General features: G+C 45.4%; 10 protein-coding genes and 13 tRNA genes. 22 read left to right on the forward strand and 1 reads right to left on the reverse strand.

Annotation, left to right across the window (positions count from 1 at the left end):
• Positions 1–18: 18 nt before the first annotated feature.
• From VTH8203_RS11685 to VTH8203_RS11765, 17 genes are all read left to right on the forward strand, one after another.
• Positions 19–969: a ribose-phosphate pyrophosphokinase gene (locus VTH8203_RS11685; RefSeq protein WP_096993845.1), complete on the forward strand. Its 951-nt coding sequence runs from the start codon at positions 19–21 to the stop codon at positions 967–969.
• Between the two features lie 120 nt (positions 970–1089).
• A complete protein-coding gene (gene pth, locus VTH8203_RS11690; RefSeq protein ID WP_096993846.1) occupies positions 1090–1680 on the forward strand; it encodes an aminoacyl-tRNA hydrolase in 591 nt (196 codons plus the stop codon).
• Positions 1681–1690: 10 nt separating this feature from the next.
• Positions 1691–2782: a redox-regulated ATPase YchF gene (ychF, locus tag VTH8203_RS11695; RefSeq protein ID WP_096993847.1), complete on the forward strand. Its 1092-nt coding sequence runs from the start codon at positions 1691–1693 to the stop codon at positions 2780–2782.
• 293 nt (positions 2783–3075) lie between these two features.
• Positions 3076–3152 (forward strand) — tRNA-Met (locus VTH8203_RS11700).
• Positions 3153–3190: 38 nt separating this feature from the next.
• Positions 3191–3275, forward strand: a tRNA-Leu gene (locus tag VTH8203_RS11705).
• A 35-nt stretch (positions 3276–3310) separates the two neighbouring features.
• Positions 3311–3385, forward strand: a tRNA-Gln gene (locus VTH8203_RS11710).
• Between the two features lie 82 nt (positions 3386–3467).
• Positions 3468–3544 (forward strand) — tRNA-Met (locus VTH8203_RS11715).
• An 83-nt stretch (positions 3545–3627) separates the two neighbouring features.
• Positions 3628–3712: transfer RNA gene (locus VTH8203_RS11720), tRNA-Leu, on the forward strand.
• A 35-nt stretch (positions 3713–3747) separates the two neighbouring features.
• A tRNA-Gln gene (locus tag VTH8203_RS11725) sits at positions 3748–3822 on the forward strand.
• A 133-nt stretch (positions 3823–3955) separates the two neighbouring features.
• Positions 3956–4040, forward strand: a tRNA-Leu gene (locus tag VTH8203_RS11730).
• A gap of 41 nt (positions 4041–4081) precedes the next feature.
• Positions 4082–4158, forward strand: a tRNA-Met gene (locus tag VTH8203_RS11735).
• Positions 4159–4231: 73 nt separating this feature from the next.
• Positions 4232–4316, forward strand: a tRNA-Leu gene (locus VTH8203_RS11740).
• A 35-nt stretch (positions 4317–4351) separates the two neighbouring features.
• Positions 4352–4426, forward strand: a tRNA-Gln gene (locus VTH8203_RS11745).
• A 133-nt stretch (positions 4427–4559) separates the two neighbouring features.
• Positions 4560–4644: transfer RNA gene (locus VTH8203_RS11750), tRNA-Leu, on the forward strand.
• A 35-nt stretch (positions 4645–4679) separates the two neighbouring features.
• Positions 4680–4754: transfer RNA gene (locus VTH8203_RS11755), tRNA-Gln, on the forward strand.
• Positions 4755–4887: 133 nt separating this feature from the next.
• Positions 4888–4972, forward strand: a tRNA-Leu gene (locus tag VTH8203_RS11760).
• Positions 4973–5166: 194 nt separating this feature from the next.
• A complete protein-coding gene (locus tag VTH8203_RS11765; RefSeq protein WP_096993848.1) occupies positions 5167–6189 on the forward strand; it encodes a lactonase family protein in 1023 nt (340 codons plus the stop codon).
• A 1-nt stretch (position 6190) separates the two neighbouring features.
• Here VTH8203_RS11765 and VTH8203_RS11770 read toward each other — a convergent pair whose 3' ends face one another.
• Positions 6191–7345: a 2-octaprenyl-3-methyl-6-methoxy-1,4-benzoquinol hydroxylase gene (locus VTH8203_RS11770; RefSeq protein WP_096993849.1), complete on the reverse strand. Its 1155-nt coding sequence runs from the start codon at positions 7343–7345 to the stop codon at positions 6191–6193.
• Between the two features lie 294 nt (positions 7346–7639).
• On the opposite strand from VTH8203_RS11770, the gene miaB reads away from it, so the two are divergent.
• The 5 genes from miaB (at position 7640) to lnt (ending at position 13255) form a co-directional block, all read left to right on the forward strand.
• On the forward strand, positions 7640–9064 hold the full coding sequence (gene miaB, locus VTH8203_RS11775) for a tRNA (N6-isopentenyl adenosine(37)-C2)-methylthiotransferase MiaB (RefSeq protein WP_096993850.1): 1425 nt from the start codon (positions 7640–7642) through the stop codon (positions 9062–9064).
• A 117-nt stretch (positions 9065–9181) separates the two neighbouring features.
• Positions 9182–10261, forward strand: a complete 1080-nt coding sequence (locus VTH8203_RS11780) for a PhoH family protein (protein ID WP_096993851.1) — start codon at positions 9182–9184, stop codon at positions 10259–10261.
• The gene (ybeY, locus tag VTH8203_RS11785) at positions 10261–10725 is read left to right on the forward strand and encodes an rRNA maturation RNase YbeY (RefSeq protein WP_096993852.1); all 465 of its coding nucleotides are present in this window, start codon (positions 10261–10263) and stop codon (positions 10723–10725) included. The genes VTH8203_RS11780 and ybeY overlap by 1 nt, the downstream gene beginning before the upstream one ends.
• An 85-nt stretch (positions 10726–10810) precedes the next feature.
• Positions 10811–11707 carry a CNNM family magnesium/cobalt transport protein CorC gene (gene corC / locus VTH8203_RS11790; protein ID WP_096993853.1) on the forward strand — a complete coding sequence of 299 codons (897 nt, stop codon included), beginning with the start codon at positions 10811–10813 and terminating at the stop codon, positions 11705–11707.
• A 42-nt stretch (positions 11708–11749) separates the two neighbouring features.
• On the forward strand, positions 11750–13255 hold the full coding sequence (lnt, locus tag VTH8203_RS11795; protein WP_096993854.1) for an apolipoprotein N-acyltransferase: 1506 nt from the start codon (positions 11750–11752) through the stop codon (positions 13253–13255).
• The last annotated feature ends 52 nt before the right edge of the window (positions 13256–13307 follow it).

Consider the following 13307-nt stretch of genomic DNA (forward strand, 5'->3'; position numbering starts at 1 on the left):
AACCCTGAGGTTTCCACCGTGCCTGATATGAAGCTATTTGCTGGTAACGCTACACCTGAACTAGCCCAACGTATTGCTGATCGTCTATACATCTCTCTAGGAGATGCTACTGTTGACCGTTTCTCTGATGGCGAAGTCGCTGTTCAAATCAATGAAAACGTTCGTGGTAGCGATGTATTCATCATTCAGTCAACATGTGCACCAACTAACGACAATCTAATGGAGTTAGTGGTAATGATTGATGCAATGCGCCGCGCTTCAGCAGGCCGTATTACTGCTGTTATTCCTTACTTTGGTTATGCTCGTCAAGACCGTCGTGTACGTTCTGCACGTGTGCCAATTACTGCAAAAGTTGTTGCAGACTTTCTGTCTAACGTTGGTGTTGACCGCGTTCTTACTATCGACCTACACGCAGAGCAGATTCAAGGCTTCTTCGATGTACCTGTAGATAACATCTTCGGTACTCCAGTACTTCTTGAAGATATGGCTGACCGTGGTCTAGAAGATCCTGTCGTTGTTTCTCCAGACCTTGGTGGTGTTGTACGTGCTCGTGCGACAGCAAAAGCGCTTGGTGATATTGACATCGCTATCGTAGATAAGCGTCGTCCACGCGCTAACGTTTCTGAAGTAATGAACCTAATCGGCGACGTTGAAGGTCGTGACTGTGTTATCGTTGATGACATGATCGACACTGGCGGTACGCTATGTAAAGCAGCAGAAGCGCTTAAAGAGCGTGGTGCTAAGCGTGTATTCGCTTACGCGACTCACGCAGTATTCTCTGGTAACGCAGCGAAGAACATCAAAAACTCGGTTCTAGACCAAGTTATCGTGACTGACTCAATTACGCTTTCTAAAGAAATGGCGGCAACAGGTAAAGTAACGCAACTTACTCTATCTAGCATGCTTGCAGAAGCGATTCGTCGCATTAGCAACGAAGAGTCAATCTCAGCAATGTTTGCTAGCAAGTAACATTCGCTTCTAATTTGAAAAACCACTTCCTTGCGAAGTGGTTTTTTTGTCTTCGCGTTTTTTGTACAGATTTAGTGTGCTATCATACCGCGCTTTTGAGATTCAAGAGAGATCTTAACGTTGACTCAGCAGATAAAATTGCTTGTAGGCCTTGCTAATCCTGGCCCTGAATATGTGAGAACTCGTCACAATGCAGGTGCATGGGTGGTTGAGGAGCTCGCTCGTATCCATAATATCACTCTGAAAAATGAACCTAAGTTCTTCGGTCTAACCGGAAGAATCTTAGTAAACGGCAGTGATTTGAGACTGTTAATACCAACCACATTCATGAACTTATCTGGAAAAGCCATTGCTGCTTTAGCTAAGTTCTATCAGATAAAGCCTGAAGAAATCATGGTCGCTCATGATGAGCTAGACTTACCTCCAGGTGTTGCCAAGTTTAAAAAAGGCGGTGGTCATGGTGGTCATAATGGTCTCAAAGATACTATTAGCAAGCTGGGCAACAATAAAGAATTCTATCGTCTTCGGATTGGTATTGGCCATCCAGGACATAAAGATAAAGTGGCAGGTTATGTACTCGGAAAAGCACCAGCAAAAGAACAAGAATGTCTTGATGCTGTTGTTGATGAATCGGTCCGTAGTTTAGACATCTTATTAAAAGATGGCCTGACAAAAGCACAAAATCGCTTACACACCTTCAAAGCTGAATAAGGTTACAATCATGGGTTTTAAATGTGGCATCGTTGGTCTACCTAACGTTGGTAAATCAACTCTGTTTAACGCACTGACTAAAGCAGGCATCGAAGCGGCTAACTTCCCGTTTTGTACTATCGAGCCGAACACAGGCGTAGTACCTGTGCCAGATCTACGTCTAGATGCACTAGCGAAAATTGTTAATCCGCAGAAAATTTTACCGACAACGATGGAATTCGTGGACATTGCTGGTCTAGTTGCTGGTGCGTCAAGAGGTGAAGGCCTTGGTAACAAATTCCTAGCTAACATCCGTGAAACTGACGCGATCGGTCACGTAGTTCGTTGTTTTGAGAACGAAAACATTGTTCACGTAGCAGGTAAAGTATCGCCTATCGAAGACATCGAGGTAATTAACCTTGAACTGGCTCTAGCCGATCTAGACTCTTGCGAACGTGCTATTCAGCGTAACGCTAAAAAAGCCAAAGGTGGCGACAAAGACGCTAAATTTGAGCTAGCGGTACTTGAAAAACTGCTGCCAGTACTGACTGAAGGTGGTATGGCGCGCACTGTTGACCTAGCAAAAGAAGAATTGGCAGCGGTTGGCTACCTAAACTTCCTAACGCTAAAACCAACTATGTATATCGCGAATGTCAACGAAGATGGTTTCGAAGATAACCCTTATTTAGATGCGGTACGTGAGTATGCAGAGAAAGAGAATAACGTGGTTGTTGCCGTTTGTGCGGCCATCGAATCAGAACTTTCTGAGCTTGATGACGAAGATCGTGAAGAATTCCTGGCGGACATGGGCATTGAAGAACCTGGCCTAAACCGTGTAATTCGTTCTGGTTATGAGCTACTTACTCTGCAAACATACTTCACTGCAGGCGTAAAAGAGGTTCGTGCATGGACAATCCCTGTTGGCGCAACAGCACCTCAAGCAGCGGGTAAAATCCACACTGATTTCGAAAAAGGCTTTATCCGTGCAGAAGTTGTTGGTTATGATGACTTCATTCAATACAACGGTGAATCTGGTGCAAAAGATGCGGGTAAATGGCGTCTAGAAGGCAAAGAATACATTGTTAAAGATGGTGATGTAATTCACTTCCGCTTCAACGTCTAAGTGATCAAACACCTAAAGTGATTAAAAAGCCAGCAACCGCTGGCTTTTGTTGTTTTATAAGGACTACCATTGCTCAGTTACTGTTAAAAAGCACGCCAACTTTGCCAATGAACAGTGACAATTGAACAGCAGATTTAGATCAGAAACAGAGCGGTTTGATTAAAAAAAGTTCGAACGGCACTTTTTCGCAAATTTCTTCGCAAAAAAAGTTGACGCATCAAATTCAACTACGCATAATGCGCCCCGTTCTCAGCGATAAGGCAACTTTCAAAGAGAATCAACAAAATGGAAATGGCTACGTAGCTCAGCTGGTTAGAGCACATCACTCATAATGATGGGGTCACAGGTTCAAATCCCGTCGTAGCCACCATTTCCTAAATGCTCTTTTTAGAGTCTTTAGGAAATAATGCGGAAGTGGCGGAATTGGTAGACGCACCAGATTTAGGTTCTGGCGCCGCAAGGTGTGAGAGTTCAAGTCTCTCCTTCCGCACCATCTTTTAGTGTGATTGACACTTTAAACAATCCTGTTGGGCTATCGCCAAGCGGTAAGGCAGCGGCTTTTGATGCCGCCATTCCCTGGTTCAAATCCAGGTAGCCCAGCCACAATTTAAGTGATAACGTTTTTTTTAGAAAAACAGTTGGCACTAGAGCGCAGTTTGTATTATATTCTCTCGCTCTCAAGAGTGGCTACGTAGCTCAGCTGGTTAGAGCACATCACTCATAATGATGGGGTCACAGGTTCGAATCCCGTCGTAGCCACCATTTATTTGAACTTGCAGGCTCGCCTTCAAGTACAACGTTAAGATAGAGTTTTACCAATTACTCTCTTAACTATAAGTTTTGTTGCGGAAGTGGCGGAATTGGTAGACGCACCAGATTTAGGTTCTGGCGCCGCAAGGTGTGAGAGTTCAAGTCTCTCCTTCCGCACCATTTTTTAGTGTGATTGACACTTTAAACAATCCTGTTGGGCTATCGCCAAGCGGTAAGGCAGCGGCTTTTGATGCCGCCATTCCCTGGTTCGAATCCAGGTAGCCCAGCCATTATTTAACGGTTCAATATTTGAGTGCAACGTTTTTGATGCCCCAACCATTGTCCCTGGTTCGGTTCAAAGTAACCCAACCATTACAACGTCTAGTTGACTCACCAATCGTCAGCTAAGACTACAGAATTGATGCGGAAGTGGCGGAATTGGTAGACGCACCAGATTTAGGTTCTGGCGCCGCAAGGTGTGAGAGTTCAAGTCTCTCCTTCCGCACCATTATTTCTCTTGAAATATAGAGCGAAGTGAAAACTTCAAATGGCTACGTAGCTCAGCTGGTTAGAGCACATCACTCATAATGATGGGGTCACAGGTTCGAATCCCGTCGTAGCCACCATTGATTACAACGTTAAGATCGAGTTTTACCAATTACTCTCTTAACTATACTTTCTCTTAGAAATAAGAGCGTTGCGGAAGTGGCGGAATTGGTAGACGCACCAGATTTAGGTTCTGGCGCCGCAAGGTGTGAGAGTTCAAGTCTCTCCTTCCGCACCATCTTTTAGTGTGATTGACACTTTAAACAATCCTGTTGGGCTATCGCCAAGCGGTAAGGCAGCGGCTTTTGATGCCGCCATTCCCTGGTTCGAATCCAGGTAGCCCAGCCACTATTTGACGGTTCAATATTTGAGTGCAACGATTTTGATGCTCCATCTATTGTCCCTGGTTCGGTTCAAAGTAACCTAGCCATTACAACGTCTAGTTGATTCACCAATCATCAGCTAAGACTACAGAATTGATGCGGAAGTGGCGGAATTGGTAGACGCACCAGATTTAGGTTCTGGCGCCGCAAGGTGTGAGAGTTCAAGTCTCTCCTTCCGCACCATCTTTTAGTGTGATTGACACATTAAACAATCCTGTTGGGCTATCGCCAAGCGGTAAGGCAGCGGCTTTTGATGCCGCCATTCCCTGGTTCGAATCCAGGTAGCCCAGCCACAATTTAACGGTTCAATATTTGAGTGCAACGATTTTGATGCTCCATCTATTGTCCCTGGTTCGGTTCAAAGTAACCTAGCCATTACAACGTCTAGTTGATTCACCAATCGTCGGCTAAGACTACAAAATTGATGCGGAAGTGGCGGAATTGGTAGACGCACCAGATTTAGGTTCTGGCGCCGCAAGGTGTGAGAGTTCAAGTCTCTCCTTCCGCACCATTATTAAGAAAGCCCGTCGTTTGACGGGCTTTTTTTCTATCTATTCCTCTCTGACAATTACGTTAGTTTGATCTTTGAAAGTTTCTTCAATATCGTTAATTTCTTCTATTGGCTCACAGAAAAGTATTTTGCTACTGTTCATTCTTGGTTAGGCAGGCAACCTTAGGTCAATACACTGATCTTCAAGGATATTTATGACTTTCCAAGACTACTCCGTTGCTATTGGACAGTATTCCAAAGGCGATATTTTAGGATTTAGGACGGCGCGATTTAGTACTTCTCAAAACCTGACGATATCTTCATCGATAACCAATACCTTTAATCCTTCCTACCTTCTGTGCACAGCCCAAGGACATTATCTCGTTTCCGAATGTTCTCAACAGGAAGGAGCGGCTCTTATCTTTGTGCCGACAAATAGTGAAGATCATCAAGTAAAATTGCTTGATGGTGATTACCCGTGCCACCTTGCAATATCTCCGAATAGAGAATTATTAGGCGTCGCTCATTATGGAACAGGTAACTTCGAGCTCTTTGCACTGAAGGCACATGGTATTATTGGTGAACGTATAGCTTTGCTGTCTAACCAAGGCTCTAGCGTTCACCCTGCTCGTCAGCAAGCCCCTCATGGGCACCAGTTACAGTTTATCCCCAATAGCCAACAGTTCGTCACGGTAGACTTAGGCATCGACACGTTGAGCTTTTATGAATATCACGAAAGTAATGCGGTGCTATCTCAGTGTTTGGTCATGCCGTTGGGAAGTGGTCCTCGACACGTAGCCTTCTCCCAAGATGGTAAGTTTGGTTATGTGTTGTGTGAGCTAGATGAATCACTGCACGTTATCAAGCGTAACGTTCAGGGGAGTTGGCAACTAATTTACTCCACTTCAGCGTTTCCTGAACATATTAACCATGAAGCGGCGGCGGCCGTTAAGCTTTCACCGAACAATCGCTTTGTCTATTTAACAAGTCGCGGAGAGTCTATCGTCTCTTGGTTTGAATTAAGTGACCCGGCTGCACCTGCTTATCAAGGCTTTGTCAGTTCAGGGGGAGAGTTCCCACGAGATTTGTGTTTTTCTCCAGACGGAAAGTATCTTATGACAGCAAACCAGCATTCAGACAATTTAGCTCTGTTCACCGTCGATGAGGCAACTGGGGCACCGACGCTAGAATCAGTCTCAGATTCTATCACCGCCCCAGTCTGTCTAGTCATTTATTAAGTTATTTAAGGCCAATCGCGTATTTTAAGACTTGCTCTTTAATCGGCCCGGAATACTCTGCCACTTTTAGTAGAGCATTTCGAGCGAAGGCAAGCGGAGGTAAAGTACTACTAAATCCTTTATAGAACACATCCATGCCCGTTTGCATTAATAGGTTATCTGGACGACGCTCTAGCTCAAAACGACGCAATGCCTCAATAGAAACGCCTTTATCTTCAAACGCTTTCAACAAGGCTTCTACATCTTTAAAGCCAAGATTAACGCCCTGACCAGCCAACGGATTTATCGTGTGTGCTGAATCCCCTATTAATACACAACCGTGTTTATAATATCGCTGTGCATGTCGACGTGTAAGTGGGAATGAACCGTGCTGTAATACGCTAACCTTACCCAATTCAGCTGGAAAGTACTCAACAATCTCCTGCTCTAGCTGGGCGTGACTCATATTCTTTAACTGCTTAATCCGTTTAGGGGAGTCGTACCAAACTAATGAGCCTTGGTTTCCACATAGTGGTAAAAATGAGCGAGGCCCTGATGGGGTAAACCACTGCCACGTAATGTCTTGTTGAGGGAGTTCTGTCTCAACGTTAATCAGCATGCATTCTTGACGATAATCCCATGCGGTCACACCAATGCCACTGGCTTGTCGTACTCTGGAATTCGCACCATCCGCACCAACGACCAGAGTTGCAGTAATTTCACGACCTGACTCTAAAATGATGGTTGAGCCTTCATCATCAAGCGTTAAGCTTTCAACACCGTCACCCTCAATCACTTTCAAGTTGTCGAAGCGAGGAAACTGCTGCCATAATCCGAGTTGGATCACGCGGTTTTCGACAATGTAGCCCAATTGCTCTAGATGCAGAGATTCGGCATTGAAACGAATTCGACAGTTTTCCGCTTCCCACGTTTCAAGTCGTGCATAAGGGCAAACACGCATCGCTTCTATGGCACTCCAAGCGTCGAGGTGTGTTAATAGATCAACAGAGCGATGAGAAATTGCAGAAACACGCAAGTCCATTGGCTGTGAACTTTCAAACGCTTGAGGGGTAACTTTCTCTATCATCGCGACGGATCGCCCTTGTTTAGCAAGACCCAGCGCCATCGCTGCTCCTACCATGCCACCACCAACTACTGCAATTTCAAACTGTTCCATCGTCTTCTTACTACCCTAAATTCAATGTGTATTCATTGTACGTAGCCCGCTGTCAAAGCGCGAGTGAATTCCTTCGAAAAACCCTGCTTTTGTGAGGCCTAATAACCGCTTACAGCAATTGAAATATAAGCTCTCAAAGAGATTTTACACTACCTCTAGTCAGGCGGTTTTTAAAGCAGTACAATACGCCGCTTACCGCCAAGATGGTGGTCATAATTTAAACAGCCGCTTTGTTGGTTTCCCAATACAGCGCCTGTGCAATAAAAAGATTTAAATAACTGACGAGCGATAGTGATGAGTAAGAAACTGCTAATTAAAACCTGGGGCTGCCAGATGAACGAATACGATTCATCAAAAATGGCCGATCTGCTTAATGCGGCAAATGGCTATGAGCTAACAGAAGATCCAGAGGAAGCAGACGTACTACTTTTAAACACTTGCTCTATCCGTGAAAAAGCGCAAGAGAAAGTGTTCCACCAACTTGGTCGTTGGAAAACGCTAAAAGATAAAAAAGATGGTGTTGTTATCGGCGTGGGCGGTTGTGTTGCGACTCAAGAAGGTGACCATATTCGCGAGCGTGCGCCATTTGTTGACGTTATCTTTGGCCCACAAACTCTTCACCGTCTGCCTGAAATGATCAAGCAGTCACAAAGCGATGAAGCGCCAGTAATGGATATCTCTTTCCCAGAAATCGAGAAGTTTGACCGTCTACCAGAGCCACGTGCAGAAGGCGCAACCGCGTTTGTTTCTATCATGGAAGGCTGTAGTAAGTACTGTACTTACTGTGTTGTTCCATACACTCGTGGTGAAGAAGTAAGCCGTCCAATGGATGACGTATTGTTTGAAATTGCTCAGCTTGCTGAACAAGGCGTACGTGAAGTAAACCTACTTGGCCAAAACGTAAATGCTTACCGTGGTCCAATGCACGATGGCGATATCTGTTCTTTTGCAGAGCTACTGCGCCTGGTTGCTTCTATTGATGGTATTGATCGTATCCGCTTTACGACAAGTCACCCGCTAGAGTTCACAGACGATATCATCGCTGTTTACGAAGACACACCAGAGCTTGTTAGCTTCCTGCACTTGCCAGTACAGAGTGGTTCAGACCGTGTATTGACGATGATGAAGCGTCCACACACAGCGATTGAATACAAGTCTATCATTCGTAAACTTCGCAAAGCGCGTCCTGATATTCAAATCAGTTCAGACTTCATTGTTGGTTTCCCTGGTGAAACGGATAAAGATTTCCAAGACACGATGAAACTGATCAAGGATGTAGATTTTGATATGAGCTTTAGCTTTATCTTCTCTCCTCGTCCAGGTACACCAGCCGCAGATTATCCATGTGATCTTCCTGAGCAAACTAAGAAAGACCGCTTATACGAGCTACAACAAACTGTAAACTCGCAAGCAATGCGTTATTCACGCCAGATGCTAGACACTGAGCAACGTGTTTTAGTTGAAGGTCCGTCTAAGAAGAACCTGATGGAGCTTCGTGCGCGTACCGAAAACAACCGAGTGGTTAACTTCGAAGGTGGTGCAGAGCTAATCGGTCAGTTTGTGGATGTGAAAATCACTGACGTGTTCGCAAACTCCCTACGTGGTGAACTAGTAAGAACAGAAAAAGACATGGATCTTCGTAGCGTTATTTCACCAACTCAAATGATGGCGAAAACCAAACGCGAAGATGAGCTAGGTGTGGCGACGTTTACGCCTTAATGCCTATACCCAAACCACTCCAATGTGCTATTTTGGAGTTAATTGGGTACAAATATGCGAAGCCCGGTCACAGTCGGGCTTCATACATCGCCCTAATGGGCAAAATGTGAGGCAACATTGAGTAATCAAATCGTAACTCTAGAAATTCATCTAGAACCTTCTGACAATCGCCGTCTGTCCAGCTTGTGCGGTCCTTTCGATGACAATATCAAACATTTAGAGCGCCGTTTAGGTGTCGAGATCAACCACAGAAGCAACTTCTTTACTATCGTGGGCAAACCGCACACTAGTGCTGCTGCACTAGACATCATCAAAACACTTTATGTCGATACTGCCCCTGTGCGTGGCCAGTACCCTGATATTGAGCCAGAACAGATCCACTTAGCCGTTAAAGAATCTGGTGTCCTTGAGCAAAATACTGAATCCGAAATCGCTCATGGTAAAGAAGTGTTTGTAAAGACCAAAAAAGGGATTATCAAACCACGAACTCCCAACCAAGCTCAATATTTGGTGAACATGGTCACTCATGATATTAGCTTCGGTATTGGCCCTGCGGGTACAGGTAAAACTTACCTCGCGGTGGCTGCGGCGGTCGATGCACTAGAGCGTCAAGAGATTCGTCGTATCTTACTGACTCGTCCAGCAGTAGAAGCAGGTGAAAAACTAGGCTTCCTACCTGGAGATTTAAGCCAGAAAGTCGACCCGTATCTTCGTCCTCTATACGATGCCCTATTTGAGATGCTTGGGTTTGAGCGCGTAGAAAAACTTATCGAACGTAACGTTATCGAAGTTGCGCCCCTCGCCTACATGCGTGGCCGCACCCTTAACGATGCCTTTATTATTCTCGATGAGAGCCAGAATACTACCGTTGAACAAATGAAGATGTTCCTAACGCGTATCGGCTTTAATTCGCGCGCAGTTATCACAGGTGACGTCACACAAATCGATTTACCTCGTGGCGCGAAATCTGGCCTTCGACATGCAATTGAAGTACTGAGTGAGGTTGATGAAATCAGTTTTAACTTCTTCCAGTCAGATGATGTGGTTCGTCACCCTGTCGTCGCTCGCATCGTAAACGCTTATGAGAAATGGGAAGCGAAAGATGCCAAAGAGCGTAAACAGCGACGTGAAGAGCGTGAAGCGGCACAAAAGCTACTAGATGCAGCCTCTGAAAATGCAACGGTGGACGGAAAATAATGGCGATTGAACTCGATCTTCAAATTGCAGTCGAATCAGAACAAGGTTTACCTAGTGCAGACCAGTTTCAACATTGGCTAGACAAAACCATTATTCCGTTTCAACAAAACGCTGAGTTAACGATTCGTATCGTTGATGAAGAAGAGAGCCAACAGCTCAATCGCGACTACCGTGGTAAAGATAAACCAACTAATGTCCTGTCCTTTCCTTTCGAGGCACCTACTGGGATGGAAATGGATCTGCTTGGCGACATGATCATTTGTCGTCAGGTTGTCGAAAAAGAAGCCATTGAGCAATCCAAGCCTTTGATTGCACACTGGGCACATATGGTTGTACATGGAAGTCTTCATCTGCTAGGTTATGATCATATTGAGGATGCCGAAGCAGAAGAAATGGAGGCTTTGGAAACCGAAATCATGCTTGATATGGGCTTTGATGACCCATATTTAGTAGAAAAGGAGTAAGCATACTTCGCTAGCATTCACGCTAGAGGTGGTGTTTACGCATGTGAGCTATCACACATCTGATAGCATTCTAAATTGAGAAGTCATGAACGAAGAGTCTTCTCCCTCTCAGTCAGAGGGAAACAGTAAAAAATCGGAAGGTCCGAGTAGAAAGTCCTTCTTTGAGCGCCTAGGTCAAATTTTTCAAGGCGAACCAAAAGATCGCCAAGAACTTGTGGATGTCATCCGCGATTCTGAAGAAAACGACCTAATTGACCACGATACCCGCGATATGCTCGAAGGTGTCATGGAAATTTCTGAAATGAGAGTGCGTGACATCATGTTGCCGCGCTCACAAATGGTCACTATCGAGCGTTCCGATAACCTCGATAAATTGATCGAACTAATGACGGATGCGCAGCACTCTCGCTACCCTGTTATCAGTGAAGATAAAGACCATGTAGAAGGCATCCTCTTAGCTAAGGACCTCCTCCGTTATTTGGGCTCAGAGAGCGCCCCGTTTGATATTGAAGAAGTGATTCGCCCTGCGGTCGTTGTCCCTGAAAGTAAGCGAGTAGATCGCCTACTGAAAGAGTTCCGCGAAGAGCGTTATCATATGGCCATTGTTGTCGATGAATTTGGTGGAGTATCTGGTCTTGTGACCATTGAAGATATTCTCGAAGAAATCGTTGGCGAAATCGAGGACGAATTCGATGACGATGATGAGCTCGATATCAGAAAACTGAGTAAGCACACTTTTGCAGTGAAAGCACTGACCACTATTGAAGAGTTCAATGAAACATTTGGATCTAACTTTAGTGATGAAGAAGTTGACACTGTTGGTGGCCTAGTCATGACTGCATTCGGTCACTTACCATCACGCGGTGAAGTGGTTGAAATAGAAAATTACAACTTTAAGGTGACAGCGGCGGATAATCGTCGTGTGGTTCAGGTCCAAGTGACAATACCTGACCTAGACGCAGCTTCAAATGTCGAGGAGTAACCTCCACATTTTCTGCTCACCCAAAAGTGAGATGATATATAAATGAAGAAAAATCTTCGCATACTGCGGCCCATTGGGGCCGCTTTTGTTGGTGCCAGCACCACTCTCTCGTTTGCTCCCTATCAGATTTGGCCCTTGGCTATCCTGAGCCCGTTTCTCCTTCTTCTCCTCATTAAGGGCCGAAGTACAAAGAGTGCGCTTTGGACTGGCTATGCGTGGGGAATCGGCCAGTTTGCTACTGGTATCAGTTGGGTTCACGTAAGTATCGATACTTTTGGTGGTATGCCAAAAATTGCCAGTGTCTTCTTAATGGCACTGTTGGTGGGATACCTTTCGATTTACTCGGCGCTGTTCGCTTGGTCTTTAAATCGATTCTTCCCATCTGATAATAAGACCCGTTATTTTCTTGCAGCTCCAGCACTTTGGCTGGTGTTCGACTGGGCTCGCGGCTGGGTCATGACTGGCTTCCCATGGCTATGGCTAGGCTACAGTCAAATTGACTCGCCATTAGCTAGCTTCGCTCCGATAGGTGGTGTTGAGTTGATTACGTTACTGCTTATGGTTATGGCCGCGAGTTTAGCCTACTTAACCATAATGAAGCAGTGGCAACTCGCCATTATTCCCTTAGTGATATTCGCCACAGGCTTTGGCTTACGCAATTATGATTGGGTCACCCCTGCAGCGAACCGCACAAAATCGGTCGCCTTGATCCAAGGTAATATTGACCAAGCGATGAAGTGGATGCCTAATCATCGTTGGCCAACCATTATGAAATACACTGACCTCAGTCGCGAGAACTGGGACGCGGACATTATTATATGGCCAGAAGCCGCCGTTCCAGCCATGGAATTTGAACTTCCCTCATTCCTGCGCAATTTAGACTCTGCGGCTAAAATGAATCATTCCGCTATAATTACCGGGATCATCAACAAAACCGAAGCGGGTGAATACTACAACAGTATCTTGGTGGTTGGTCAGACTCCTTATGGTGACTACGAAATGGATCTTGACGAACGTTACCACAAGCACCATTTGCTCCCTTTCGGTGAATTTGTGCCGTTTGGAGAGTTGTTGAGACCGCTTGCGCCATTCTTTAATCTGCCAATGTCTTCGTTCAGCCGAGGCGCGTACGTGCAACCAAACATTATCGCCAACGGTATGCATTTAGCTCCCGCTTTATGCTACGAAATCATTTTTGGTGAGCAAGTGAGACAGAATGTAACAGACGATACCGACTTTCTGTTAACCTTATCCAACGACGCGTGGTTTGGCCGCTCGATTGGTCCATTGCAACATATGGAAATTGCTCGAATGCGTGCTTTAGAGTTGGGTTTACCGCTGATTCGTTCAACCAATAATGGTGTCACTGCCGTGACCGATCACAAAGGTCAGATTATCGCTCAGATTCCACAATTTGAAACCGCCGTATTGAGAGCGGATGTCACTCCGACCGATGGAACCACCTGGTATCGTGAAGTCGGTACTTGGCCTTTATATGTGTGGGTTTTAGCTTGTCTAGGCTTTGGCCTACTAAGACGTCGTCAATAACTACATTATCACACCGGCCATTGGGGCTTACTTGCCAATGGCCATCACTCGT

The organism is Vibrio thalassae, from assembly GCF_900089835.1.
Classification (GTDB): domain Bacteria; phylum Pseudomonadota; class Gammaproteobacteria; order Enterobacterales; family Vibrionaceae; genus Vibrio; species Vibrio thalassae.